23 protein-coding genes, 1 tRNA gene and 1 pseudogene are annotated in these 26,133 nt (G+C 62.9%); 11 read left to right on the top strand and 14 right to left on the bottom strand.

Features of this window, described 5'->3' with window-relative positions; all coding sequences use genetic code 11:
- Positions 1-12 precede the first annotated feature (12 nt).
- Together aspS and FJ423_RS14290 are read right to left on the bottom strand one after the other, a co-directional pair.
- Entirely contained in the window at positions 13-1,803 is a 1,791-nt protein-coding gene (aspS, locus tag FJ423_RS14295; RefSeq protein WP_181174801.1) for an aspartate--tRNA ligase, read from the bottom strand.
- Between the two features lie 121 nt (positions 1,804-1,924).
- Entirely contained in the window at positions 1,925-2,683 is a 759-nt protein-coding gene (locus tag FJ423_RS14290; protein WP_140842640.1) for a DeoR/GlpR family DNA-binding transcription regulator, read from the bottom strand.
- A 111-nt stretch (positions 2,684-2,794) separates the two neighbouring features.
- Here FJ423_RS14290 and FJ423_RS14285 point away from each other — a divergent pair, with 111 nt between their 5' ends.
- A complete protein-coding gene (locus tag FJ423_RS14285; RefSeq protein ID WP_140842637.1) occupies positions 2,795-4,003 on the top strand; it encodes an MFS transporter in 1,209 nt (402 codons plus the stop codon).
- A 129-nt stretch (positions 4,004-4,132) separates the two neighbouring features.
- On the top strand, positions 4,133-5,284 hold the full coding sequence (gene rnd / locus FJ423_RS14280; RefSeq protein ID WP_140842635.1) for a ribonuclease D: 1,152 nt from the start codon (positions 4,133-4,135) through the stop codon (positions 5,282-5,284).
- A gap of 204 nt (positions 5,285-5,488) precedes the next feature.
- Here rnd and FJ423_RS14275 read toward each other — a convergent pair whose 3' ends face one another.
- The 4 genes from FJ423_RS14275 to FJ423_RS14260 all read right to left on the bottom strand — a co-directional run bounded on the left by FJ423_RS14275 (position 5,489) and on the right by FJ423_RS14260 (position 8,414).
- Positions 5,489-5,908: an MAPEG family protein gene (locus FJ423_RS14275; RefSeq protein ID WP_095767715.1), complete on the bottom strand. Its 420-nt coding sequence runs from the start codon at positions 5,906-5,908 to the stop codon at positions 5,489-5,491.
- 10 nt (positions 5,909-5,918) lie between these two features.
- Complete coding sequence (locus FJ423_RS14270) at positions 5,919-6,464, bottom strand: hypothetical protein (protein ID WP_224639587.1); 546 nt, start codon at positions 6,462-6,464, stop codon at positions 5,919-5,921.
- Positions 6,465-6,510: 46 nt separating this feature from the next.
- Complete coding sequence (gene guaB, locus FJ423_RS14265) at positions 6,511-8,013, bottom strand: IMP dehydrogenase (protein WP_140842633.1); 1,503 nt, start codon at positions 8,011-8,013, stop codon at positions 6,511-6,513.
- Positions 8,014-8,177: 164 nt separating this feature from the next.
- Positions 8,178-8,414: a type II toxin-antitoxin system prevent-host-death family antitoxin gene (locus FJ423_RS14260; RefSeq protein ID WP_140842631.1), complete on the bottom strand. Its 237-nt coding sequence runs from the start codon at positions 8,412-8,414 to the stop codon at positions 8,178-8,180.
- Between the two features lie 207 nt (positions 8,415-8,621).
- Here FJ423_RS14260 and FJ423_RS14255 point away from each other — a divergent pair, with 207 nt between their 5' ends.
- A complete protein-coding gene (locus FJ423_RS14255) occupies positions 8,622-10,043 on the top strand; it encodes an MFS transporter (protein ID WP_140842629.1) in 1,422 nt (473 codons plus the stop codon).
- A gap of 42 nt (positions 10,044-10,085) precedes the next feature.
- On the opposite strand, the gene FJ423_RS14250 is transcribed toward FJ423_RS14255, so the two are convergent.
- Together FJ423_RS14250 and FJ423_RS14245 are read right to left on the bottom strand one after the other, a co-directional pair.
- Positions 10,086-10,781: an RlmE family RNA methyltransferase gene (locus FJ423_RS14250; RefSeq protein ID WP_095767720.1), complete on the bottom strand. Its 696-nt coding sequence runs from the start codon at positions 10,779-10,781 to the stop codon at positions 10,086-10,088.
- Entirely contained in the window at positions 10,781-12,130 is a 1,350-nt protein-coding gene (locus FJ423_RS14245) for a Ppx/GppA phosphatase family protein (RefSeq protein ID WP_140842627.1), read from the bottom strand. The genes FJ423_RS14250 and FJ423_RS14245 overlap by 1 nt, the downstream gene beginning before the upstream one ends.
- Before the next feature lie 264 nt (positions 12,131-12,394).
- On the opposite strand from FJ423_RS14245, the gene FJ423_RS14240 reads away from it, so the two are divergent.
- From FJ423_RS14240 to FJ423_RS14230, 3 genes are all read left to right on the top strand, one after another.
- Complete coding sequence (locus FJ423_RS14240) at positions 12,395-13,327, top strand: YbhN family protein (protein WP_140842624.1); 933 nt, start codon at positions 12,395-12,397, stop codon at positions 13,325-13,327.
- Between the two features lie 200 nt (positions 13,328-13,527).
- Positions 13,528-13,601 (top strand) — tRNA-Gln (locus FJ423_RS14235).
- A gap of 616 nt (positions 13,602-14,217) precedes the next feature.
- Complete coding sequence (locus FJ423_RS14230) at positions 14,218-16,326, top strand: hypothetical protein (protein ID WP_140842622.1); 2,109 nt, start codon at positions 14,218-14,220, stop codon at positions 16,324-16,326.
- A 106-nt stretch (positions 16,327-16,432) separates the two neighbouring features.
- On the opposite strand, the gene FJ423_RS14225 is transcribed toward FJ423_RS14230, so the two are convergent.
- Positions 16,433-17,077, bottom strand: coding sequence for a hypothetical protein (locus tag FJ423_RS14225; RefSeq protein ID WP_181174797.1), 645 nt, complete (start codon positions 17,075-17,077; stop codon positions 16,433-16,435).
- 254 nt (positions 17,078-17,331) lie between these two features.
- Here FJ423_RS14225 and FJ423_RS14220 point away from each other — a divergent pair, with 254 nt between their 5' ends.
- Both FJ423_RS14220 and FJ423_RS14215 read left to right on the top strand, forming a co-directional pair.
- Positions 17,332-17,844, top strand: a complete 513-nt coding sequence (locus tag FJ423_RS14220; protein ID WP_140842620.1) for a hypothetical protein — start codon at positions 17,332-17,334, stop codon at positions 17,842-17,844.
- Between the two features lie 398 nt (positions 17,845-18,242).
- The gene (locus FJ423_RS14215) at positions 18,243-18,476 is read left to right on the top strand and encodes a hypothetical protein (RefSeq protein ID WP_140842618.1); all 234 of its coding nucleotides are present in this window, start codon (positions 18,243-18,245) and stop codon (positions 18,474-18,476) included.
- Between the two features lie 131 nt (positions 18,477-18,607).
- Here FJ423_RS14215 and FJ423_RS33525 read toward each other — a convergent pair whose 3' ends face one another.
- A complete protein-coding gene (locus FJ423_RS33525) occupies positions 18,608-18,781 on the bottom strand; it encodes a hypothetical protein (RefSeq protein WP_181164972.1) in 174 nt (57 codons plus the stop codon).
- 308 nt (positions 18,782-19,089) lie between these two features.
- On the opposite strand from FJ423_RS33525, the gene FJ423_RS14210 reads away from it, so the two are divergent.
- Positions 19,090-19,269 (top strand): hypothetical protein, encoded by a 180-nt coding sequence (locus FJ423_RS14210; RefSeq protein ID WP_140842616.1) that lies wholly within the window; start codon positions 19,090-19,092, stop codon positions 19,267-19,269.
- Positions 19,270-20,241: 972 nt separating this feature from the next.
- On the opposite strand, the gene FJ423_RS14200 is transcribed toward FJ423_RS14210, so the two are convergent.
- The 3 genes and pseudogenes from FJ423_RS14200 to FJ423_RS14190 form a co-directional block, all read right to left on the bottom strand.
- Positions 20,242-21,675 (bottom strand): aldehyde dehydrogenase family protein, encoded by a 1,434-nt coding sequence (locus FJ423_RS14200; RefSeq protein WP_140842614.1) that lies wholly within the window; start codon positions 21,673-21,675, stop codon positions 20,242-20,244.
- A gap of 124 nt (positions 21,676-21,799) precedes the next feature.
- Positions 21,800-22,184 (bottom strand): annotated as a pseudogene (locus FJ423_RS14195) (ACT domain-containing protein).
- Between the two features lie 127 nt (positions 22,185-22,311).
- Positions 22,312-22,773, bottom strand: coding sequence for a GNAT family N-acetyltransferase (locus FJ423_RS14190; protein WP_140842612.1), 462 nt, complete (start codon positions 22,771-22,773; stop codon positions 22,312-22,314).
- A 359-nt stretch (positions 22,774-23,132) separates the two neighbouring features.
- Between FJ423_RS14190 and FJ423_RS14185 the strand changes: the two genes are divergently transcribed.
- Positions 23,133-24,194: a YeiH family protein gene (locus FJ423_RS14185; RefSeq protein ID WP_140842610.1), complete on the top strand. Its 1,062-nt coding sequence runs from the start codon at positions 23,133-23,135 to the stop codon at positions 24,192-24,194.
- 19 nt (positions 24,195-24,213) lie between these two features.
- Here the strand turns inward: FJ423_RS14185 and FJ423_RS14180 are convergent, their stop codons facing one another.
- The gene (locus tag FJ423_RS14180; protein ID WP_140842608.1) at positions 24,214-24,723 is read right to left on the bottom strand and encodes a GAF domain-containing protein; all 510 of its coding nucleotides are present in this window, start codon (positions 24,721-24,723) and stop codon (positions 24,214-24,216) included.
- Positions 24,724-24,912: 189 nt separating this feature from the next.
- Between FJ423_RS14180 and FJ423_RS14175 the strand changes: the two genes are divergently transcribed.
- A complete protein-coding gene (locus FJ423_RS14175) occupies positions 24,913-25,809 on the top strand; it encodes a GlxA family transcriptional regulator (RefSeq protein WP_224532761.1) in 897 nt (298 codons plus the stop codon).
- The last annotated feature ends 324 nt before the right edge of the window (positions 25,810-26,133 follow it).

Below are 26,133 nucleotides of genomic sequence, written 5' to 3'. Positions count from 1 at the left end.
TGGCTACGGCTTTTAGCCTTCCTTCTTCGCCGCAGCGACGCGCAGCGACAGCTCGCGCAGCTGCTGCGGAGTCGCTTCCGAAGGCGCGTTCATCAAAAGGTCGTAGGCCTGCTGATTCATCGGGAACATGGTGATCTCGCGCAGGTTCTTGGCCCCCACGAGCAGCATGACGATGCGGTCAACGCCGGCCGCCATGCCGCCATGCGGCGGCGCGCCATACTGGAAGGCACGATAAAGGCCGCCGAAGCGCTCCTCCACGGTTGCGCGGTCGAGACCGACCATCTCGAAAGCCTTGACCATGGTTTCCGGCAGATGGTTGCGGATGCCGCCCGACGCTATTTCGAAGCCGTTGCAGACCATGTCGTACTGGAACGCCTTGATGCTGAGGGGCTCCTGGCCGTTCAGCGCATCGATGCCGCCCTGCGGCATCGAGAACGGGTTGTGGGCGAAGTCGATCTTCTTCTCGTCCTCGTTCCATTCGAAGAACGGGAAATCGACGATCCAGCAGAGCTCGAAACGCTCGCGATCGACGAGGTTCAGCTCCTCGCCGGCGCGGGTGCGCGCGGCGCCTGCGAAGGTGACGAACTTCTTCGGGTCGCCGGCGACGAAGAAGGCGGCGTCGCCATCGGCAAGGCCGAGCTGCTGGCGGATCGCCTCGGTGCGCTCCTCGCCGATGTTCTTGGCGATCGGACCCGCGCCTTCGAGTTTTTCGCCTTCCTTGCGCCAGAAGATGTAGCCGAGGCCAGGCTGCCCCTCGCCCTGCGCCCAGGAATTCATGCGGTCGCAAAAGGCGCGGCTGCCGCCGGTCTTTGCCGGAATGGCCCACACCTCGGCTTTCGGATCGTTGGCAAGGATGTTGGCGAAGACCTTGAAGCCGGAGTCGCGGAAATGAACCGAGACCGCCTGCATCTCGATCGGGTTGCGCAGGTCAGGCTTATCGGTGCCGTAGGTGCGCATCGCCTCGTCATAGGGAATGCGGCGGAATTCCTGGGTCACCGGCTTGCCGGCGGCAAAGGTCTCGAAGACGCCGCGCAGCACCGGCTCCATGGTGGAGAGCACGTCGTCCTGCTCGACGAAGCTCATCTCGAGGTCGAGCTGATAGAATTCGCCAGGCAGGCGGTCGGCGCGCGGGTCCTCGTCGCGGAAGCAGGGCGCGATTTGGAAATAGCGGTCGAAGCCGGAGACCATGATCAGCTGCTTGTACTGCTGCGGCGCCTGCGGCAACGCGTAGAAGGTGCCGGGGTGGATGCGCGACGGCACCAGGAAATCGCGCGCCCCTTCGGGCGACGACGCGGTGAGGATCGGCGTCGAAAACTCGGTGAAGCCGATCTCCCCCATGCGCTTGCGCATCTCGGCGATGATTTTTGTCCGCGCGACGATGTTCTTGTGCAGTGTCTCGCGGCGCAGATCGAGGAAGCGGTATTTCAGGCGGATGTCTTCCGGGTAGTCCGGCTCGCCGAACACCGGCAGCGGCAGCTCCTTGGCGGCCGACAGGACTTCGATCTCGCGCGCGAAAATCTCGATTTCGCCGGTCGGCAGGTTCGGATTGACGGTTTCCGGCAGCCGCGCCTTGACCTCGCCGTCGACGCGGATCACCCATTCGCCGCGCAAGGTCTCGGCGGCCTTGAAGGCCGGCGAATCCGGATCGGCGACGATCTGGGTCAGGCCGTAGTGGTCGCGAAGATCGATGAAGAGCAGTCCGCCATGGTCGCGCACGCGATGCACCCAGCCCGACAGGCGGACGGAATTGCCGACGTCGTTCTTTCTCAACTGGGCACAGGTGTGGCTGCGGTAACGATGCATAGTCATGGGGTAAAGTCCGGAAATTGCGGGCGTCGGCCCGGCTCGAAAATTGGCGCGAAAAGCGCATGAGAGGCCGGCTTTGTCAAGGCAAGCGGTCACACAGGCGCGCCGCTGCGACTGTTCAGGCAAAGTGGACTTGCACACCCCGGCTTTGGAAATCGGCGAGCGTGGCAGCAGGCGCGGTCCTTTCCACCACGAGATGGCGGATCGCATCCGCTTCCGCCACGCGATAGGGTGCGGCGGTGGCGAGCTTGTCGTTGGTAACTGCAATGACGATGCCGGCGCTGTTTTTCGCCATGGCGCGTTTCACCTCGGCTTCGGCCGAATCGAAGGCGGTGACGCCGCGCGCGACGTCCAGGCCGCAGGAGCCCAGAAAGAACAGATCGGCGCCGAGTTGCGCCACGGCGGCCAGCGTATCTGTCCCGACGCAGGTGCCGAGATCGGGCACATAGCGGCCGCCGAGCACGATCAGCTCGACCAGGGGAAGGTCCGTCAGAGCCGAGGCGACGCCCAGCGAATTGGTGGCGACGGTCAGCTCCAGATCGCGCGGGATCGCCCGGGCAATCGCCTCGTTGGTCGTGCCGCCGTCGATGAACAGCGACTGCCCTGAACTAAGCAGTCCAACCGCCGCCCAGGCGAACCGCGTTTTTTCCTCGACCGCATGACGGCTGCGCTGGCTGAGCGTCGCGGCTGCAAAGGGCCCCGATGGCACAGCGCCGCCATAAACGCGACGCAGCTGCCCGGCCTTTGCCAGTTCCCTCAGGTCGCGGCGCACAGTGTCCTCCGATACGCCGAAACGGCTGGCGAGCTCGCCGGCCAGCACCTTTCCATCCGCCGCAAGCCGGTCGCGAATGAGTTGGTGGCGTTCTTCGGTGAGCATGCGCGATCCTGTTTATTTGTGCACGTTGTTACATGTTTTTCCTGTTTATGCAAGAAAAGAGTCGCCGGCAGCCTGAGAGCCGCCGCCAAAATCTCCTTATCGGATTGCCTGATGACCCTTGGCCTGAAACTCGCCCCCCAGCACCGCGTCTATGCCGGCTTCGCGATCTATTCCTTTGCCATGGGCAATATCTTTCCGCGGCTGCCCGATATCAAGCGGGCCATGCAGATCGAGGACGGCACGCTCGGTCTCGCCCTGATCGGAACGCCGATCGGCACTCTGATCGCGCTGACGCTGGCGACGCCGATTCTGGAGCGCGTCGGCTTCCGCCGCGCGCTGCTGTGGCTGGTGCCGCTGCTTGGCTTCGCCTATGCCGTCGCGGTGCATGCGTCGGGCCCCGCCGCCCTGTTCCTGATGCTGCTCCCGGTCGGATTGATGATCGGCAGCATCGAGATCATCTTGAATGTCGAGGCGGACAGGACCGAGTTCCTGCTCAAGCGCCGGATCATGAACCGGGCGCATTCGTTCTGGAGCATCGGCTTCTTCGGCGCCGGCCTGTTCGGCGGCGCGCTGGCGCATCTCGGCCTGTCGCCGCAACTGCATCTGGCGCTGGTGGTGCCGACGGTGGCGGTTGCGATGGCGCTGTTCCTGGGCGGCTTCGAACCCGCGCCTGCCCGTTTCGCCGCGACCGGCGACAAGCCGCCGATATTCGCCCGTCCGACGCTGCCGATCCTGATCCTCGTGGCGGTGACACTGTCGGCAATGCTGATGGAAGGCGCCAGCATGGACTGGTCGGCGATTTATATGCGCACCGTGTTCGACTCAGGGCCGTTCGTCGCCGGGATCACGGTCGCACTGTTCGCCTTCTCGCAGGCGATGACACGCTTCTTCGCCGACAGCTTCGTCGATCGTTACTCGCCAAGCGGCGTGGCGCGCGTGCTGTTGGCGACGATGATGGCCGGCGTCTTCATCGTCTTCTTCTCGCCCCTGCCCTTCATCTCGATGCTGGGCTTTGCGCTTCTGGGCATCGGCAGCAGCGCCATCTTCCCGCTGGCGATCTCGGCTGCGGCGCAGCGCACCGACCGCGCCGCGGCGATCAACGTGGCGGCGCTGTCGCAGATCTCCTTCGTCGCCTTCCTGCTTGGCCCGCCGCTGCTCGGCTTCGTGTCGGACCACTGGGGCATCCGCTCGGCCTATGGCATCGGTATCCCCTTCATCCTGCTCAGCCTGGCCACAGCCGGCGTGCTTGGCCGACGGCCATCGGCCGAAGCCGCGGATACCGCAAGGCAAAGCGTGGAGGCGCAGGCCGGCGAGGCCTGAACCGCCCCGCCGGGCCAGCGCATATCGCCATCGCGCGAAACTAGCGGTGCGTGACGACGTCGCGGCGCTTGACGAATGCCCGCGCGGCTGAAATTGAAAGAGGCCTAATATTGTGCCAAAAGCGATTTGATGCAGGTCATCACCACACAAGAAGAACTCGAGAGCGTTGTCACCGCGTTCGAAAAGTCGGAATTCGTTACCGTCGATACCGAATTCATTCGCGAGACGACCTTCTGGCCGATCCTTTGCCTGATCCAGATGGCCGCGCCTGGGATTGAGGCGCTTATCGATCCGTTATCGCCCGGCATCGACCTGAAACCGTTTTTCCGGCTCATGGCCAACGAAGCGGTGCTGAAGGTTTTTCACGCGGCGCGCCAGGACATCGAAATCATCGTCCATCTCGGCGATCTGGTGCCGCATCCGGTGTTCGACACCCAGGTGGCGGCGATGGTCTGCGGCTTCGGCGACAGCGTTTCCTACGACCAGCTCGTGCAGAAGGTCACCGGAGCCCGGCTGGACAAGTCCTCGCGCTTCACCGACTGGCGGCACCGGCCGCTCTCCGACAAGCAGCTCGAATACGCGCTTGCCGACGTCACCCACCTGATCGAGGTCTACCAGCATCTCAGCGCCGAGCTGAAGCGCGAGAATCGCGGCCACTGGCTGAACGAGGAGATGGATGTCCTCACCTCGCGCGAGACCTACGATCCGCATCCCGAAGATGCCTGGAAAAGGCTGAAGATGCGGCTGCGCAAACCGCAGGAGCTGGCGATCGTGCAGGCGGTGGCGGCCTGGCGCGAGCGCGAGGCGCGCGAGCGCGACGTGCCGCGCGGCCGCGTGCTCAAGGACGACGCGATCTATGAGATCGCCCAGCAGGCGCCGCGCGATGCGGCCGCGCTCGGCAAGCTGCGCACCACGCCGAAAGGCTGGGAACGCTCCGCCACGGCAACCGCGCTGCTCGGCGCGGTCAACGCGGCGCTGGCGCTGCCCAAGGACGCGATGCCGAAACTGCCGAAAAGCGTGCAGCCGCCGGAGGGGTCGAGTGCGGCGGCGGAACTGCTCAAGGTGCTGCTCAGGATCGTCGCAGAGAAGGAAGGCGTGGCCACCAAGGTGCTTGCCTCCAGCGACGATATCGACCGCATCGCCGCCGAGGGCGACGAAGCCGACGTGGCGGCATTGCAGGGCTGGCGGCGCGCCGTTTTCGGCGAGCAGGCGCTGAGGCTGGTACGCGGCGAGATCGGCATCAAATTCGACAAGCGCCGGATCGCGTTGTTCGAGCTGTAGCGGCTTTCCCTTCTCCCCTTGTGGGAGAAGGTGGATCGGCGCGCAGCGCCGAGACGGATGAGGGGTGTTCCGGCGGAGTGAAACGCTGGCGATCTCCTATCGCGGCATCCAACGCTGGCTTAAGTCCCTGTCAAACTGGAACACCCTTCATCCGGCCGCTGCGCGGCCACCTTCTCCCACAGGGGGAGAAGGGAAAGGCAAGCCTCACACCACCTCGAGCAGGTGGAGCGCGAACCAGATCCAGGCGATGAGAAGTATGCCGGCGCCAAGGAAGAAGGCGCGGCTGCGGTGCAGCACATGGTTTCTGTCGAGATGCACCCAGGCGTGGACATAGCGCGTGACTATGAACAGCCACATCAACGCCAGCGTCAGATAGTTCACGCCGTTGGTGACGAACAGCGCCAGGCACAGCACGTGAAAGAGAACCGGCAGCTCGAACTGGTTGATCAGGTTGTTGGCGACGGTGACGCTCGAGGCCGGCTCGGTTGAGCGGACCTTGTACTGGCCGATCCTGGCTTCGCCGGACTTCACGGCGAGATAGCGCCGCTTGAACATCACCAGATAGACGACATAGACCAGAAGCACATGCGCCAGCATCGGCCAGAAGATGGCTGTCTGGCGCATCTGCTTGTCCTCAGCGTCGCCGCCCGGCCAGCGCGAAGACCGCGATGACGAAGACCGGGATCGCCAGCAGCGCGAATTTGCTGACGGTCAGCAAAGAGGCGAAGGCCAGCGAATCGGGATTGGCCAGCTGGAAATCGGAGAGCAGCCGCGCCATGGCAAAATTCTGGGTGTAGTCGGCGACCGCATAAGGAGCCACTAGCACCAGCGAGAACAAGGCCTGCAGCTGCGTCGGCAAGGCGCGGAAGGTGCTGAGTCGCCGCCCGAAGGCGAGGATAAGGCTGACCAGCGTCAGCGACAGCAGCGCCGGGAACAAAAGATCGAAGGTCAAATAGTGCCAGACGATGATGATCTCGCCGCCGCGCCGGCCGAGCGCGGTGAGCCACGCCATGCCTTCGTCGGGCGTGAAGCCGGCGATGCGCATATCGAGCGAGGCCAGGCCGCCGCTCAAGCGCTGGAAATAGAGAAACTCCAGCGCTGTCATGACCAGGAACAGCGCAATCGAGGCGATGGAGAGCGCCGCCGCGTGACGCGACAGCCGAAGCACCGCCACGCTCAAGTCACGCCACAGTCCCCGCCGGCGGTCAGGCCGATCGGTCTGCCGATCAAATTCCGCCCGGGTAATTGGGGCTTTCGCGGGTGATCGTGACGTCATGGGCATGGCTTTCACGAAGTCCGGCGTTGGATATGCGCACAAAAGTGGCGCGCTCGCGGAAATCTGCAAGATCACGTCCACCCACATAACCCATAGCGGCTTTCAGGCCGCCTGCAAGCTGGTGCAGCACGCCAGCCACAGGTCCTTTGTAGGGGACCTGCCCTTCAATGCCCTCCGGAACCAGCTTCAGCGTGTCGCGAACTTCAGCCTGGAAGTAGCGGTCGGCCGAGCCGCGCGCCATGGCGCCGACCGAACCCATGCCCCGATACGCCTTGAAGGAACGACCTTGGTGCAGATAGACCTCGCCGGGGCTCTCGTCGGTGCCGGCAAGCAGCGAACCGATCATGGCGGCGCTTGCGCCGGCGGCGAGCGCCTTGGCGAGATCGCCTGAATATTTGATGCCGCCATCGGCGATGACGCTGACGCCGGCCCTGCTGGCCGTCTCGACCGCCGACATGATTGCCGACAGCTGCGGGACACCGACACCGGCGACGATTCTGGTGGTGCAGATCGAACCCGGGCCGATGCCGACCTTGACGGCGTCGGCGCCAGCGTCGATCAGCGCCTGCGTGCCCTCGGCGGTGGCGACATTGCCGGCCAGGATGCGCACGGAGTTCGACAGCTTCTTCGCCCGCGTCACCGCATCCAGCACGCGCTGCGAGTGGCCATGCGCGGTGTCGATGACCAAAAGATCGACGCCGGCATCAATCAGGCGCTCGGCGCGCTCGAACCCGTCGTCGCCGACGCTGGTGGCGGCCGCCGCGCGCAGGCGCCCCTGCGCGTCCTTGGTGGCGTGCGGGTTGAGCTGCGACTTCTCGATGTCCTTGACGGTGATCAGGCCGACGCAATTGCCGTTCCTGTCGACCACTACCAGCTTCTCGATGCGATGCTTGTGAAGGAGACGCTTGGCTTCGTCCTGGTCGACATTCTCCTTGACCGTGATCAGGTTCTCACGCGTCATCAGCTCGTAGACCTTCTGCGCCGGATCGGAGGCGAAGCGCACGTCGCGGTTGGTGAGGATGCCGACGAGGCGGCCGACCGTGTGGCCGCCGGTGCCGCCATTTTCGACCACCGGAATGCCGGAAATCGAATAGGTGCGCATCAGCGCCAGCGCATCGGCCAGCGTGGCGTCGGGGCCGATGGTGACTGGGTTCACCACCATGCCGGATTCGAATTTCTTCACCTGCCTGACCTGCTCGGCCTGTTCGGACGGCGAGAAATTGCGGTGGATGACGCCGATGCCGCCGGCCTGCGCCATAGCGATCGCCAGCCGCGCCTCGGTGACGGTGTCCATGGCCGCCGACAGGATCGGCACGTTGAGATCCATGTCGCCGGCAATACGGGTGCGGATGTCGGTTTCGCCCGGCATCACCTCGGAATGGCCGGGCTGCAAGAGCACGTCGTCGAAAGTCAGCGCCAGCGCGCCGGTGGACGTTTCGATGATTTTTGCCATGGCCAGTCCTTTTGAATGCGGAAAAGGCGCCAGGCCGATTGGCCAGCGCCGACTCTCTTCTTCCCTTTCAGGATTGGCGCTGGCTGGTACCACGTCCTGGGGCGGTTGAAAAGCCGATCGTTGCGGGACGTAACGGCGCCTGTTACGAGCCAAGGCCTTCATCGCTAGCGTTCGTAAGTATCGTCGCGCGTCCAGTTTTCGACAGCGACAACCGGCTGTTGCTCGAGCCGCGACAACAACGCTGCGCGCGAATGGGGCGATAAATCCTGCGTGGCGGCAGGAACGATCCGCGCCATAGTCCGCCCATTGCTTACGACGACATAGCTCCGTCCTTCACTGACTCCACGCAGGATGAGGGAGAGTCTACGTTCGACGTCAGCTATGGAGACGGTGTTATCCATTTCAGCATTCCATGCGGCATCAGTAGTATGACGGTACGCCCGGTACAACGACGTTCCGCCGAGAAATTGCCCTACCACTGGTTGCGCTCCCGCAAAAGTGACAGCAATTTAATGCGACATCCGGGCCGAGGCGTGATAACCGCCCGGTCGCACCGGTTCGCCCCCAAGCCGGGCCTAGATTCGCGAAGACAGATCAGGGCGTTTCCCTTGAACCGCATCATCCCGCTCATACTGGCGGTCGCATTGTTCATGGAGAACATGGATTCGACCGTGATCGCGACGTCGCTGCCGGCGATCGCTGTCGACATCCACACGAGCCCGATCGCGCTGAAGCTGGCGCTGACGGCTTATCTGGTGTCGCTGGCGATCTTCATTCCGATCAGCGGCTGGATGGCCGACCGGTTCGGCGCCAAGAACGTCTTTCGCGCTGCGATCGGTGTCTTCATCGCCGGCTCGGTTGCCTGCGCGTTTTCCAATTCACTGCCGGCTTTCGTTGTGTCGCGCTTCCTGCAAGGCATGGGCGGGGCGATGATGACGCCGGTCGGCCGCCTGGTGCTGGTGCGCGCCACGCCCAAGAGCGAGCTGGTCGCGGCGATGTCCTGGCTGACCGTGCCGGCGCTGGTCGGCCCGCTCGTCGGCCCGCCGATCGGCGGCTTCATCACCACATACTTCACCTGGCACTGGATTTTTCTGATCAACGTGCCAATCGGCTTTATCGGCATGTGGCTCGCCACCCGCTATCTGCCCAGGACGGAGCCCGCCGAGACGCCGCCGCTCGATTTCCCGGGCTTCGTGCTCTCCGGCCTTGCCGCTTCCGGCATCGTCTTCGGCCTTTCCGTCGTCAGCCTGCCGGCGCTGCCGCCGATGGCCGGCTTCATCACCATTGTAGTCGGCGTGGTCTCGGGCGCGCTCTATCTCCTTCATGCGCGGCACGCCAGGAATCCGCTGCTGGCGCTGGAGCTGCTCCGCAACCAGGTTTTCCGGTCCTCGGTGCTCGGCGGCTCGCTGTTTCGCATCGGCATCGGCGCGGTGCCGTTCCTTTTGCCGCTGATGTTCCAGATCGGCTTCGGGTTGACGCCCTTCCAGTCCGGCATGATCACCTTCGTCTCGGCGATCGGCGCCATCGGCATGAAGTTCGTGACCGCGCTGATCTTCAGGCTCGCCGGCTTCCGCCGCGTGCTGATCTGGGGCTCGCTTGTCGCGGCCGCATCGATCGCCATCTACGGCCTGTTCACGCCGCAGACGCCTTACGCCCTGATGCTGGCGATCCTTTTGGTCGGCGGCTTCATCCGCTCGATGTTCTTCACCGGCGTCAATGCGCTTTCCTATGCCGAGATCACGCCCGCCGACACCAGCAAGGCGACACCGATCACGGCGGTTTTCCAGCAATTGTCGATCGCGCTCGGCGTGGCGCTGGCCGGCGGCGTCCTCGAAGTGTCGACCTCGATCCATGGCGGACCGCTGACCCTGCGGGATTTCCACATCGCCTTCTTCATCGTGGCAGCCGTCTCGGCGGCGGCATCGATCACCTTCATGCGGCTTGCGCCGGAGGCCGGCAACGCGGTCTCGGGCCACGGCCGGCTGACCAAGCCGAAGACGCTGGAAACGGTGGGGACCGCGGGGAAGTGAGCGCCGCTTCTCCTTCTCCCACAAGGGGAGAAGGAGAAGGCGCTAGCCTTTAAACTCCTTCGCCAGCAGGTAGAGCTCCACCGATTCATCGCGCGAGGCCGGCGGCTTCACATGATGGACGGATCGGAAATTCTGCTTCAGCAATGACAAAAGCTCGTTCTCGGCGCCGCCCTGAAAAGTCTTGGCGAGGAAATGTCCGCCGGGCTCCAGGACGTGCAACGCGAAATCGGCCGCGACTTCGCACAGATGCATGGTGCGCAGATGGTCGGTGCGGCGATGCCCGGTCGTGGGTGCCGCCATATCGGACAGCACCACATCCGGCCGGCCGCCGAGCGCCTCGGCAAGTTTTTGCGGCGCGTCGGGATCGAGGAAATCCATCTGCAGGATGACGGCCCCCGGAACCGCGGCCATTTCGAGATAGTCGATGCCGACGACATGTGGGTTTTCCGCCGTCGACTTCGTCCGCGCGGCCGCTACCTGGCACCAGCCGCCGGGCGCAGCGCCGAGGTCGATGACCTTCATGCCGGGCTTCAGCAGATGATGCTTGTCGTCGATCTCGATCAGCTTGTAGGCGGCGCGCGAGCGGTAGCCGTCGGCCTTGGAGCGCTGCACATAGGGATCGTTCATGTGGCGCTCGAGCCAGCGGCGCGAGGATTCCTTCAAGCCGCTCTTCTTCTTGATCCTGGTCTTGAGGACGCGAATGCCGGCGGAACCCGGCTTATCCGGTTTTCTAGCCATCAACGGCCTCGCCCGCCATCGCGCCAGACACCGTCATCAGCCATCAATTCGCTCAGGATCCCCTCGCGCAGGCCGCGGTCGGCGACGCGCAAGCGCTCGGACGGCCAGACACCGCGGATCGCTTCCAGGATGGCGCAGCCGGCGAGCACGAGGTCGGCGCGGTCGGCGCCGATGCAGGGGTTGGCGCAGCGCTGCTGGAAATCCCAGCCGATCAGGCGCTCGATCATACGGTCGACGCTGTCGCGGTCCATCCACAGTCCGTCGACGCGGCGGCGGTCGTAGCGCTCGAGGTCGAGATGCACGCCGGCGAGCGTCGTCACCGTGCCGGAGGTGCCGAGCAGGTGGAAGTTGGGACTTGCCAGTACATGTGCCAGCCGGTCGCGGCCGTCGAAGACCTTCAGCCGCGCAGCCACATCGTCGACCATGGCGGCAAAGGTCTCGCGCGTGACTGTGCGGCCGCCGAAGCGCTCGGCGAGCGACACCACGCCGACGGGCAGCGAGGTCCAGGAGACAATGTGGTTGGCGAGCCGCGGAGAGCGCCGTCCGGTCAGGTCGATCAGCGCGATTTCCGACGAGCCGCCGCCGATGTCGAACAGCACCACGCCTTGCGTGTCGCGCTCGACGAGCGAGCCGCAACCGGAAACGGCAAGGCGGGCCTCGGTCTGGCGGTCGATGATCTCGAGCTTCAGCCCGGCCTCGCGCTCGACCCGATCCAGGAACTCGACACCGTTTGCGGCCGAACGGCAGGCTTCGGTGGCGATCAGCCTGGCTTTCCTGATCTTGCGGTTGCGCAGCTTCTCGCCACAGACCTTCAGCGCCTCGACCGCGCGATCCATCGCGGCTTGGCTGAGCCGGCCGCTGGCGGTTAGCCCCTCGCCCAGCCTGACGATGCGCGAGAAAGCGTCGATGACTCGGAACTGGCCGTGACGGCCAGGCACCGCGACCAGCAGCCGGCAATTGTTGGTGCCGAGGTCGAGCGCGGCGAAGACAGGCAATTCCTGTTGCGGCGGACGCTGCGGGGCCGCCAGCCTTGGCTCAACCGGCGAAAGCCCGCTCGGAGGCTGTTTTGTCGCCGTGGCGGCAGGCGCGGCATGCGGCACGGCGACGTTCTCGTCACGCGCGAACACCTTGCGGCCGCGCTTGCGCTTGCGTCGCTTGCGCGTCTTGCCTTTCGGTTGATCGCCATGCTGGTCGGCCTGGCTTAGGCCAATCTGTCGCTGGCCGGCATGTCTTTGGTGCGCACCCGCGTGGCGGCTGAATCGCGCCGTGTGCGGGCCCGCCGATTGCGTCGGCGATGCCCCGGACATGCCCACTGCCGACGCGCCCGCGCCGGTATCGTGGTCTTCCACTTTAGTTCCTTCCGGCGCCGCGCGAACCGGTAGCGGACGCAGCAGGCACCTCGATTTGTTTCAAGTTGGCAACAGAGTAGCAGCGCAGTTCACAATCACCAAGAGCGCGAGGTCGAATTTCGCTAACGTCGCATTTTGCCAGATCACGTTGGGGCAATGTCTTGCCGGTTGAATAGCCGGCTTCAATCAGGCATGTCTGAAATGAAGGTTCGAAGGGTTGGGCAACATCAAAATCAATGAGTTGCAACGCATGATGACGACGCCATGAATTGGAGGCGCTATTTCTGGCCGGTCATAGGCATCGCGGCCGTGGCGTTCTCGCTGTGGCTGCTCATCCACGAACTGCGCGGCGTTTCGCTCGACGACGTCTGGGCCGGCATTGCCGCCATCCCGCCGCGCGGCTGGGTGCTCGCGGCCCTGAGCGCGGTCGTCGCCTATGCCTCGCTCGCCGGCTACGACCACATCGCGCTGCTGCATATCGGCAAGAAAGTATCGTGGCTGTTCGTCACGCTGTGCTCCTTCACCACTTACGCGGTGTCGCACAATATCGGCGGCTCGGTGTTTTCCGGCGCGGTCATCCGTTACCGCGCCTACGGCACGCGAGGTCTGACCGGCCAGGAGGTCGGCGTGCTAGTGGCGATCTGCTGGTTCACCTTCATCCTGTCCAGCGTTTTCCTCGGCGGCCTCGTGCTGTTGCTGGAACCCCAGATCATCGACCGTTTCACGGGCACGCCGCATCACGGCGCCGCATTCGCCGCCGGGCTCGCCATGCTCATCCTTGTCGGCGCCTACGCCTTCGGCAGTTGGCTGCGACTGAGACCGCTGAAGATAGGCAGCTTCCAGCTGCACTATCCGGCGCTGCCGATCGTGGCGCGGCAATTGCTGATTGGGCCGGTCGAACTGCTCGGGGCCGCCGCGATCATCTATTTTGCCCTGCCCGAGATCGGCAATCCCGGCTATTTCGTGGTGCTCGGCGTGTTCATGGTATCCTTCTCGATCGGGCTCCTGTCGCACGCGCCTGGCGCGCTCGGCGTGTTCGAATTCGTCTTCCTCACCGGGCTTTCGGACATGGATCCGGTCGGCGTGCTCGCCGCGCTTCTGGTGTTCCGCCTGTTCTATCTCATTGTTCCGCTGCTGATCGGCCTTGGCGTGGTGCTCTATTTCGAGCATTCTCAATACAGCAAAGGCGAGAGCTGAGCCTTCGGCGCCCGGCGGCAGAGCCGATGCATGTCGCCCATACGTGCGGAACGGCTTTGGGAGAACGACAGGCATCGGACAAAGGCTCAAAAAGCCTGCGTTGATCTCAGCTGCGGGCTTGACTATTTTCCGATGGCGGCTACAAGGCAGCGCTCGCGGCACATGAGCCGTCCGCATCGCGCGATACCAGACGCGCCTGCTGGGGAATAGGTTAACGGTAGACCCACGGACTCTGACTCCGTTAGTCCTGGTTCGAATCCAGGTTCCCCAGCCAAACTGGATGTCCTGTGGACGACTTGGTTCCACAACCTTCTTTCGCGTCCCCCATGTACGATTCTCCGGCTTCGCCGTGCCGCGATTTCACGCGGGAGACGCGTCTGTTCGACCAATGTGCAGACATTCGATCATAGAAGGCGTTGTCGACGCGCCTATCGAGTTTGAACGGAGACTCAGATCCGCGCGAAGAGCGGGCATCACAATGGCCGTTCTGCATGGCCGGAAGTCCTGCCGAGGTGGTTGACCCTAGGGGTCTGTGACCTAGCTTAGAGTTCAGAATGGACCGTCCGGACTCCCCAAAAATGCGGATTGGAACGCCCCGTGGGAGAACTTTTGGGATATTGACGATGGAGAGGTGCGAGTCGGCTTTTCGGAACATTGGCGGCGGGCGACAACCGGCGGCCACTGTATCTTCGAGCTTCGGTTCGAGCGCACATCTTCTGCGCCGGCATCTTCTGCCGGCGCATGACCGCGCTCCGCAACGCAACAAATACATTCGCACCGCACTGGAAGGCCCGAAGCAGTGACAGCTTCGAGAGCAGCAGCAGCTTTAGCCAGCATCGGGGAGAAGACCCAAACACCGCTTCGCGAACTTAAATTGCACCCAAGACCACATGGGCACGACGATGCCAAATCATCTTGCCGAAATTTACACGAATAACACAGATCTCGCCATCCTGGCCGGGATTGCGATACTCGTACTGGCGGGCGTCTTTCTTGTGCTCCGGCATGCCCTTGTCGCAGTGCTGCGGAGTCGCCCGAAACCAAATGCCTACCTGAAAGAATGCAAGCCTGTTCCTCTCGAGGAGGTTCCTTGGGTCTGGGAACGCCCGGTCGACCTTGCAACCGGACCTGGTTCTTCTCAGGCTGTCGTATCCTCGGATGCGGATGCCCGGCCTCAGGATGCAAACTACCGTCAGTTCGGGGTGCGAATCGAGCATTTCGAGATGATCTCCGAAGCTTATGAGAGTTCGCCAGGCGACCTGCCCAATCCCTTCGCTTCCCCGACAAACAGCGCTACGGACTCACCTCCCCGTGTTCGCTGGCCTATCGGTCTTGTATCAGGCCTGGGCATCGCCACGATCTGCCTGGCCGTGTCGCTTGGCTATACGATGACGAGACAGAATTGGGTCGAAAGCGCCCCCGCCATTTCGCAGGCCCAGAATCCCTCCCAGCCCGATCTTTCGCGATCCTTCGCGGTTCCGGCGAGTGCTGCATTGGATATGGAGGGATCAGCCCAGGGCGACGGGCGTACGAATGCCGCATCGCCTGGGCCGGATCTCGCGGCTGCCAAGGCTGAAGTCGAGGCTGCTCGTGCTCAGGCATCCGCCGCGAGGAATCTGGCCGGCCAGGAGCACCGAGCTGTGGAAGAAGAGCGCGCCAGAAGCGCCTCTCTGCAGAGTGCGCTCTTGGAATCGCGCAAGCAGGTCGATGCGCTGAGGACAAGCATGGCAGCAGCCGACGACGCATACGGGGAGCGTTTGCGCAACGAACTCTCGGCAGCCCGCACGTATGACGCATTGCAGCGCATTGCGGGAGATGCTCGCAGGCTGCTGGGCGAGAGCATCAACTATGTCGTTACGCAGATGCCGGCTGATCATCTGGAGCGTCAGCGAACTGAATTGATGGCCCGCGACCTATCCCAAGCGCGGGCGCAAATTTCACAGCTTCAGGCCACGGCCGCCGAGGACCGCGCCAGTGCCAAGGCCTCGCTTGCGCAAGTGAACGCATTGCTTGACGACGAGCGCCGGAAGTCGAAGGACCTTCGTGGCGACCTCGCCGCAATGGAACTGTCCAAGGCCGCGATCGCGGATAAGGCCGAGCGGGAACGAACCGGTGCAGCCACAGCGAGAGAACGGGTGGAGCAGACCGCAGCCGAGACGGCGCAGGCTCTGACACGAGAACGCGCTTCCGCAGCATCGACCCGTGAGGACCTCGATAAAGCCCGCCGCGAGCGTGACGCGGCTGAACAGGAACGAGCCAAGGCTGTCTCAGCAAAAGAGCGTGCCGAGCAGACCGCAGCCGCGACCGCGCAGGCTCTGACACGAGCACGCGCTTCCGCAGCATCGACCCCTGAGGATCTCGATAAAGCCCGCCGCGAGCGTGACGCGGCTGAGCAGGAACGTGCCAAGGCTGTCTCAGCAAAAGAGCGTGCGGAGCAGACCGCAGCCGAGACGGCGCAGGCTCTCGCCCTGGCGCGCGCTTCCGCAGCATCAACCAACGAGGACCTCAATAAAGCCCGCCTGGGGCGTGACGCGGCTGAACAGGAACGAGTCAGGGCTGTGTCAGCAAAAGAGCGTGCCGAGCAGACCGCAGCCGAGACCGCGCAGGCTCTGACACGGGAACGCGCTTCCGCAGCATCGACCCGTGAGGATCTTAATAAAGCCCGCCTGGAGCGCGGTACGTCCCCAGCACTTTCAGGAGAGGTCACCAGGCTGAACGAAGCTCTGGACAACCAGCGCGAAGCCACTGTTTCTCTGGCCCGCGACCTGGCTGCCAAACGCGCGGAAAATGACAAGCTCAGGGCTGAGCGCCGCAGCGCGCAAATTGAGCCGCCGCTGCAGCCTCGCTCTGGCCGCGCATCGGCCGGCACCGGTCAGATGAAGGCTGTCAGCCAGAAGACGACTACGCGCAGCAAGCTTCGCAACTCCTCGCAGGTGATCCGCGTGCGTACTATCGCGCTTCCCTTTGCCCTCCGGCCAATACACCCGACGTCGGATTGAATTCAAAACGATTGTGACGGCGGTGAACGCTCCAGTCATTAGTCTGTACCATTCGCAACACACGGAGGCCCGGAAAAGGGGATCGCAAGGAGTTCCGCGATCTGCGCTATGTCAGACCGATCACGCTGCCTTTCGCGTTCAATTCGCACTCGACCGGCGCCTCACGCGTCTCCACCCGTCCCTGATGCATATAGTCGATGCTGACCTGAATGGGGGCCGAGATCTTGCGTTTGCTCAACCGACGTATGGAACCTGCGCTGCTGACGCGCACACTGGCCGCACCAAACTTGGCAGCGGCCTGCTCGATTGCGTCCTGACAGGCGCGAACGACCTTATCCGGGACACCGGGCAGCGCTTCGATCGGGTGGACCGCTGATGGAACAGTGTTGTCTTCGAGAGGCTGCAGGGCGGACGGGAGGTCGAGCGAATGTCCGCCGCCTGTGGACAGGTCGACAATGGCAGCTGGAGTTGACGGTATTGAGGCCGTTGGAGTGGTGCTGATCCCGCCATCGTTCGACGACGGACTGCCGCTGTCGCCGACGGGATCGCCGGGATCGCCGGCAGGTCCTTTGTCCTTGCCTTTGCCGTTGCCGCCGTTGTCATGGCCGCCATGGCCCCCGTTGTCACCCTGATGGCCGCCACCGTCATGCCCCCCGCCGTGCGGGCCGGCGGCTGCAGTCCCAGCGCAAGCTACCGCGATCGAGCAAGCAAATGCCAAATAAGCCAAGCTGGTTCCAAGGGATTGACGCACGGTAGTCTCCAAATGTGCCCAGCTGTCCTTGCGCGGCATGCGGTCAAAACGTCTAAACCGCCGCTGCCCCAAGGCAAAAACTCGCGAATACGGTGGCCCACGGAATTAACTAGTGGATGAATCCGCTGCATCAAGGATGCTGTGGGGGCGATCGCGATAGCGGCAACACAGCAATTTTTTCCAAGACCCAGAAACCACAACGCCGCAAGTTATCGCGGCGATGTTCCAGCTCCCTGCTCGCCTTGGAGAAAGCGATGACGACCACAATGTCCCCTTTTCTCACCGCCCTCACCTCCGATGGCCCTTCCGACTGGGCGAAAGACATGGACCTGTACGCTTGGCTGATCGGCAGCTGGGACATGGACACGGTCCACCATCTCGACGACGGCACGATCCGGAAATGGGATGGGGAATGCCATTTCGGCTGGGTGCTCGAAGGCCGCGCCATGCAGGACCTCAGGATCAGGCCGAGGCGCCCTGCCCCGTCCACCATGTACGGCACCACCTTGCGCGTCTTCGATCCCGGCATCGACGGCTGGCACATCATCTGGATCGATCCGCTCAACCAGGATTACTCACGCCAGATCGGGCGGGCCGAGGGCAACGACATCGTCCAGATCGGCCATGACTCGCGCGGCCTGCAAGCCCGTTGGCGCTTCACCGAGATCACGGCCGACAGCTTCCATTGGATCGGCGAGGAAAGGATGACTGAGAGCGATCCCTGGCAGGCGACTTATGAGCATTTTGCGCGGCGGGCAGGTTCCTGACGCACTGTCTGTGGCCGATCGCAGATTTCCAGGATCGCTCCTCCTTCCGCGCGCGCTCGCCGTAACGAACCACGATCATACGGCCTTGACGATGCTGATTGGGAATGCGTGCCGACGCCTATCCGCGTCCCGGCGCATAGGCGGCCTTCAACCGCTTATTTTGAGCCTTTCACCGCCAAGTGCCGGTGTCGCTCGAACATCGCCAGTTTGTGCCCATATCCGCACCTCGGATCGGCACCCCTTCGCATCCGAACGGTGTGATGCTCGATGCGCTTCTTACATTAGCAATCAACGATATATTAATGGCTACTGTGCAGCCTGTTCGACTCGGGAAATCTCCCGATCGACGATCCGGCACTCGGTGTGCCGAGACGCTCGACCGATGCGGAGCAAAACGCATGAGTGTCGAAACAGCATTGGCGCAGCTACTGCGCATGATCCACCGTCGCGCCCTGAATTTGGCAGCACTACCGGACGATGAGAGAGATCCATACTACGACAGCATCCGCCGGTCCTGTTGCGGAGCGGCCGAGCACATCGGTCAATCCCCCGATAATGCCGCCATCACCGCAAACAGCGTGGTCGAATTTACCCGCGCGATGGTCGGCATCATCGAGGCGGGGCACGGATAAATCGCGCGTCAACACGCTCGCGACGAGCTCGGGAGGTGCCGAGAAGCGCGGCTACGGCGCGTTGCCTGCGGCTCGCGCGGTGACGATTGCCATGCGCAGGTCGACGAGCGGGCTTCCGAGCGATCGCTATTTCAGATCCCGCCCCAGATGTTCGAGGACAGGTGCTTGGTTGTCGGCATCACCGGCCAGCAAATATCCAGCTGATTGTCGGACGGCATGCCGTTCCGCATCCGCGTTGGGTTGCGGGCATCCTGCGCATATTTCAAGGCCGCCCCCATGCGGTTCAATGTCTTCAGGATCGACATAGAGTTTATCCTCAATTCGCCATGGCTGTAACGGGGCAATCCCGCCGCCTTCATGATGGCGCCTTAGATGACCGACGAGCGTTTCCGCCGCATTGCACGCAAGCGCAAGGCTCGTAACGAGAAGGACAGGCTTTGAAACATTTGTATACAAACGAGCCGCCATGGCTTGCGAGGCGTCTGGCCGACTCGGCTACTGCCGTTGCCGTTTCGAAACAAATTTGCGTTCACGCGCCATCAAACCGAAACCAAACTGCAGGAAAACCGCTATCGACCGGCTCGACCGGAATTTAAACAAAGGAAAAATCGAAATGTCCAAGATTGTTCGCAATGCAATTCTCGCCATTGTTGCTGTCTCCGGCTTTTCTGGTTCGGCTTATGCTCAGCAGGCGGCCCTCAATTCGTGCAGCAACCATGACGATTACTACGCCATGTGCCTGGGCGCGAACAACGGCGACCACCATGATGGCCGCGGAAGCGATCGCCGTTAATCGACTATCCGCTGAAAAGCCCCGCAGGCATCTCGCCGGCGGGGCTTTTTCGCGCTTCATCATCCTACCGGAAGACCTATGCCCTCGGGTTGCCAGGTCATTACTTGAAAAGTTCGGAAAGAACGGCATTTTCAAATTGCGACGGTTGGTGAACCACGCTTGCAACCACGCCCAGCTTGTACGCTGGCAGACCACCCACAATGGAATCACGGCAGGTCGGCGGCCGTTAGGGTAGCCGCCGCATTTAATTAGCGTTAACTAATTATAGACCGCGCTGTTCTATTCTGACACAGCGCGGTCTACTGCCACACAATGACCGTGCAGGCGGCTCTGGCCCAATCCACCCCCCCAAGCTGGAGCCGCCACTCTCACCATACTCGGCCCGGTTGAACTAATCCTTACCAAATATCCTTTCTGGTGTGTTTCGCAGAAAGGTGGCCTTGTAGCCAAATGCTCGGTCGGTCGAGCACGATGCTTGGCCCTGATCGCAGTTCGGTTGCCAGGAATCACTCTCGTTACAACGCGGCAGTCTGGCGGTCGCAGGACTGAAACATTGCTACTTTAACGTGCTATCGGTGGGTGCATAGGAGCGTGTGGCAAAATGTCGATTCCTAAAAACCTGAATGAGACAGATCTCAGATTCGAATGTCCAAGATGCCGGCATCCGATTATCCGGAAAGGCTCCTGGTTCAAGTCCGTGGCTACATTCAAATGCGGGGGCTGCCAGACACCGATACGGCTTGGATATCCGGCAAAGCTCCGATTGTTCGAGAAACACAGCCAGTCAGCCAGCCCCAATCGCATCAGCCAAGCCTAATAGATACGCGTCATCTCATCCCGACCAGGCGATGTCTCCGTTGGATCAGTCTTTGAGTATAGTGGCCGTCCCTGGTCGACTTGTTTTCAAAGATAAGAACGCGGTTGAACCGCGCCTTTTTTACTTCAGCGCTGACGATCACTGGCTACAGTGCCCTACTCAGTCGCCGCATACCCCGCGATACCTTTGATCTCGAGAAAATCCTCCAGACCGTATTCGGCATATTCGCGGCCGTTGCCGGACTGCTTGTAGCCGCCGAAGGGCAGGCCCGCGTCCCAGGCCGGGTAGTTGATGTAGACGGTGCCGGAGCGCATGCGGGCGGCCGCCTGGCGCGCCTTCTCGATGTCCTTGGCCTGGATATAGGAGGCAAGGCCGAAGACGGTGTCATTGGCCTGCTCGATCGCCTGCTCGACCGTGTCGTAGGGCATGATCGACAGCACCGGCCCGAAGATTTCCTCCCTGGCGATGCGCATGTCATGCGTCACATTGGCGAAGACGGTGGGCCGGACATAATAGCCGCGGTTGAGCTCGGCCGGGCGGCCGGGGCCGCCGGCAACCAGGGTGGCGCCTTCGTCGATGCCGCTCTGGATCAGGTCCTGGATCTTATCGAACTGCAGTTGGCTGACCACCGGACCGAGCTTCGACGTGGGCGCATCGGCCGGGCCGACGGTGAATTTCTCTGCCGCCTTCTTCGCATAGCCGGCGGCCTCGTCATGGCGGTCGCGCGACACGAACATGCGGGTCGGCGCGTTGCAGGACTGGCCGCTGTTGCCGAAGCAGCCGGCGACGCCCTTGGTGACGGCCCGCTCCAGATCGACATCGGGGAACAGGATGTTGGCCGACTTGCCGCCGAGCTCCTGATGCACGCGCTTGACCGTGTCGGCCGCCGCCTTGGCGACCAGGATGCCGGCGCGGGTCGAGCCGGTGAAGGACATCATGTCGACATCCGGGTGGCTGGCCAGCGCCTGGCCGACGGTCGGGCCGTCACCGTTGACGAGGTTGAAGACGCCCTTCGGCACGCCGGCCTCGTCGATGATCTCGGCGAAGATGATGGCGTCGAGCGGCGCGATCTCGGACGGCTTGAGCACCATGGTGCAGCCGGCGGCAAGCGCGGGACCGACCTTGCAGGTGATCTGGTTCAGCGGCCAGTTCCACGGCGTGATCAGGCCGACGACGCCGATCGGCTCCTTGACGATGAGCGAGGTGCCCTTGATGTGGCGGAACTGGAAGGTCCTCAGCACCTCGGCCATCTTCTCCAGATGCGCAAGGCCGACGCCGACCTGGCTGTCCAGCGCCATCTGGCGCGGCGCGCCCATCTCGCGCGAGACCGCGAGCGCAAGGTCCTTGCTGCGCTTCTTATAGATTTCGATGATGCGGTTGAGGATGTCGAGCCGCTCCTCGACCGAACTGAAGCCGAAACTGGCGAAGGCGCGCTTGGCCGCCGCCACCGCCTTATCGACATCGGCCTTGGAGCCCAGCGAAATCTGCGCGAAAGCGTCCTCGTTGGAGGGATCGATGACGTCGAGTGTGTTGGGCACAACAGGATCGACCCACACGCCATCGATATAGAACTGCAGATTGTGTGACATGGTTCTCCTTGGGCGGGATATCTGATGTGATTGGGGGGCGATCGCCGGATCGTCGCATCGCGTCAGAGATGACGATGCGGCAAGAGCGATGTCAAACGCAAGGGCGGGCGATTGAGCCAGGCGGCTACAGAAGAATGTGCCCCGCCGCGACCAGAAGCCCCCTTGCCGCGGCTTCATCCTTCTCTTTGACGAGCAGATGGTCGCCATCGAAAGTGGATACCAAGAAAAATACCGAGTTCGTTTTCCGACAATGGCTTTATTACCGACAGCACGATGCCTGTTTCGTCGAAGGCAAAGGGACCCTGGAGTTTCAGGGCGACCCAGTCCCTGTCGCGCTGCACCCCGTCCGGCACCCGCTCCTGCAGGCAGACTACCGAAAGCTCGTCCTCGGTCCTGGTGATGCTGACGAAGCCCGGTCCGTCGGCCCAGCCGGGAATGCTCTCTTTTGCTTCGAGGCGCGAAACCGCATACCGCCCCGAGAGTGGCTTCAACCGGACCCTGATTGCCATCCGAACCTCCTCTGTTTGTCGGCGATCACGGATTCGATGCACGTCTGAGCGGCAGCAATCTGCTCCAAACCGAGATTCTGCGTCAACTTGGGAGCAATCCTACAGAGATCATCGATGGCGTTCTGCATCATGCCAGCTTCTTGCTCATATAGACCGTCGTGCCGTTCATGAACGGTTCTTCGCGGTCGATCGTATAGCCGTGCTTCTTGTAAAGCGACACATTGGCTGCGAAGGCGCCATTGGTCAGCAGGCGCAATTCGAAGCGGCTCGCCACGCGCGCCTTGTGCTCGGCCCGTTCGAGCAGCAGCCGGCCAATGCCCCTGCCCTGCGCGTCCGGCGCCACGCAGACATTCTCGATCCAGAGGTGATCCTCCTCCAGCATGGTCTCGATCATGCCGACAATGCGATCGCCCTCGACGGCGAGTTCAAACGGATGCTCGGCAACTGCTCTGTCATAGTCGGCGCGCATCGGCATCGGCTCGCGGCCGATCAACGGCACCCATCTGGAATAGGCGGAGCGCACGATGTCCCTGATCGTGGCAGAGTCAGCACGTTCGGCCGGCCGAAACCGGATGGAAGAATTGGTCACAGCAAGGCTCCAGACATGAAAGCCCCGCCGGCGGATGTCGCGGCGGGGCGGGAAACGAACAAACCGGAATTTATTCGGCCGGTGTTTGTCGTCGCGCAATCGGCTTACCGCTCCCCATCGTATAGAGGCGACGTCGCTTGATGATGGCGGGTGCAAAAACGAACATGCGCCACGCTGGGACAGGAAGTTCAGCCCGTCAAGATTTTGAGATTGGCCCAGCCTGTCGAATTCGGGAGGTGTTCCATCGCCAGCTCAAACACCAATCGTTCGTGAAAATCGATCATTCCAACCAGAACAATTCGTTGGAAAGATTTGTTCGGGAATGGCATTCCTCCGATCCACTCGCCTGGAGAATTGCATTGTCTTCCGCCATCCACATCGCGAACGATATTCCGACAAGCCCGATTTCTGCCGATCTGGCCGCAGGCCGCAAGCGGCTCGAATCAGCCTGGAACGGCATTATCCCCGGCATCGTGCTGGTGGCGATGATCACCGCTGTGGCCTTCTCGGCCCACAATGTCTCAGGCTTTGCCTTGTTCAGCCCGATGATCCTGGCCGTGGTGGCCGGCACGATCTATTCCAACGTGCTCGGCCTGCCCGCCCACGCCAAGGCCGGCATCGCCTTTTCGCAAAAGCGCCTGCTGCGCTTCGCCATCGTGCTGCTCGGCTTCCAGCTCACGTTCGGCCAGGTGTCGGGCATCGGCCTTGGCGGTGTCGGCATCGTCGCGGCCACGCTTGGCGCCACCTTCCTCTTCACCGTCGCACTCGGCAAGCTGATCGGCGTCGATGCCAAGCTGGCCCAGCTGATCGCCGCCGGCACCTCGATCTGCGGAGCTTCGGCAATAGTCGCCACCAACATTGTCACCGACGCGCGCGACGAGGACGTGACCTACGCGGTTGCCGCGATCACGCTGTTCGGCACCATCGCCATGCTCGGCTTTCCCCTGTTGGCGCCGGTCTTCGGGCTCGACCAGCACGCCTTCGGCCTATGGGCGGGAGCCTCGATCCATGAGGTGGCGCAGGTGATCGGCGCCGGCTTCCAGAACGGTTCGCAGGCCGGCGAGACGGCGACCGTCGCCAAGCTGACGCGCGTCGCCATGCTGGCGCCGATGGTGATCGCGCTCGGTGTCATGGCACGCCGCGGCAGCAGTGATGCTTCCGGCGCCAGGCCGCCGCTGCCTTGGTTCGTCGCGGCTTTCGTCGCGGTGGTGGCGCTGAACAGCCTGATCGCGATCCCGGCGCAGATCCATTCGGCGATCGCCCTCGCAGCACAGATCATGCTCACCATGGGCCTCGCGGCCATGGGCTTGCAGGCCGATATTTCGGGGCTTCGCTCGCGCGGACTGCGGCCGCTGATGCTGGCCTTCTCAGCCTTCATCTTCATCGGCTGCTTCAGCCTGATGCTGGTGAAGTTCGTGTAAGGCAGGGTCGCCTCACCTATCAGCCTTCATCATCGTCCTCGAACTCACAGGCCGCGACATAGATCGCGGCGAGCTTCTCGATGCCTGTCTGGTCTTCCTTGTCGAAGCGCCCGGGCAGCGGACTGTCGAGGTCGAGCACGCCGAACGCGCCTTCGGCATCGCGCAGAAGCACGACCAGCTCCGAGCGCGAATCGGCATCGCAGGCGATGTGGCCGGGAAATTCGTTGACGTCCTTGACCAGCATCGACATGTCGAGCTCGATGGCCTTGCCGCAGACGCCCTTGCCGACGGCGATGCGAACGCAGGCGGGCTTGCCCTGGAAGGGTCCGAGCACCAGCTCGTCATCGGAGGCGAGGAAATAGAAGCCGGCCCAGTTGAGGTCGGGCACCATCTGGTAGATCAGCGCCGCGGTGTTGGCGGCGTTGGCGACGGAATCGCCCTCGCCTTCGAGCAGCGCTTTCAATTGCGTGGCCAACTCCTTGTAGAAGGCCGGCTTGTTGCTTGTGTCGATTGCCGTTGCCGCAAACATCGTGTTGTTGCTCCGTTGCAAGCCAGCCGAGGGGCCGGCTACAGTTTGGTCTTCTCTGCCACCAATGCAGCACGTGGGAAATACAAAAACGTGAGCGACAGCCTCGCCAGCCGAAAACGCGACCGTGCGCCGCCGGAACCGCGCGAAGCGCCCCTCACCTTCGCGGTGCTGGTTTTTCCCGGTTTTCCGATGATGGCATTTTCGTCCGTCATCGAGCCGCTGCGCGCCGTCAACATTCTTGCCAAGCGCGACTGCTATCGATGGGTGATCGTCGGGGCCGATGCGGGTACGGTTGAGGCATCGAACGGCGTCGTCATCCAACCCGGTTTCTCGGCCGCCGACGCGCCGAAGGTCGACCGCATCGTCGTGTGTTCCGGCGGCGATGCCGATCATGTCGTGGCCGATGAGGCGATGAGCTGGATCCGCAAAAGCCTGCGCGGCGGCGCACATATCGGCGCTGTCGCCGACGCCGCCTTCTTCCTCGCCCGCGCCGGCCTGCTCGACGGCCATGCCTGCACCTTGCACTGGACCAGCCAGGCAGCCTTCAGCGAGGCTTTTCCGGAAATCGAGCTTCGGCGCGATCTCTTCGTCATCGACCGCAAGCGCTTCACCTCGGCCGGCGGCGTCGGCAGCCTCGACATGATGCTGGAAATCATCACGCGCGACTATGGCGCCGAAATCGCGGCGGGCGTCGCCGAATGGTTCGTGCACTCGCCATTGCGGTCGAGCGTCGACCGCAAGCTGATGCCGCTCAGGCTGCGCACCGGCGTCCAGAACGAGCTGGTTCTGTCGGCCATCGCCATCATGGAGGATGCGGTCGAGGAAAGGCTCGGCATGGCGGAGCTGGCGGAACGGCTCGGCGTGTCGGCCGACAAGCTCGAGCGCAGTTTCCGCGCCGAGCTGGATATCTCGCCCAATGGATATTACCGGCGGCTGCGGCTGAAGCGTGCAGCCGACCTGCTGGCGCATTCGACGCTGATGGTGCGCGATGTGGCGCTGGCGTGCGGCTTTGCGTCGATGTCGAGCTTTGCAAGGGCGTTTCGCGAGGAGCACGGGCACGCGCCTAAGGCGATGCGGCGGCATTAGGTGGAGTGGTGCGGCTCCACGCTCCTTCGTCATCCTAGGGCGAAGCGACGCGCAGCGGAGCGAAGACCCTAGGATCCATGCCGTGACTTGAAAGCGTCTCGGCGATGCAGAATTGGCACCCGGCCGCAGCAAGGATTTTCTGCACCGCTGCATTGTCTGGCCGACGTAACGGCATGGCAACTGTGTTCATGCGAAAGCTTTTTTATCGCGAATGATGGCATTGAGGACGACGAGGAGCTTCCTTGCCACGGCGATGATAGCGAGCTTCTTGGAGCCCGACCGGGCAGCAAGTGCGGTGTAGAAGGTCTTGAAGCGCTCACAGGT

This window comes from Mesorhizobium sp. B2-8-9 (assembly GCF_006439475.1).
Lineage (GTDB): Bacteria > Pseudomonadota > Alphaproteobacteria > Rhizobiales > Rhizobiaceae > Mesorhizobium.
The sequence above is the reverse complement of the archived record's forward strand: the minus strand, read 5'-3'. Positions and strand labels throughout refer to the sequence as shown.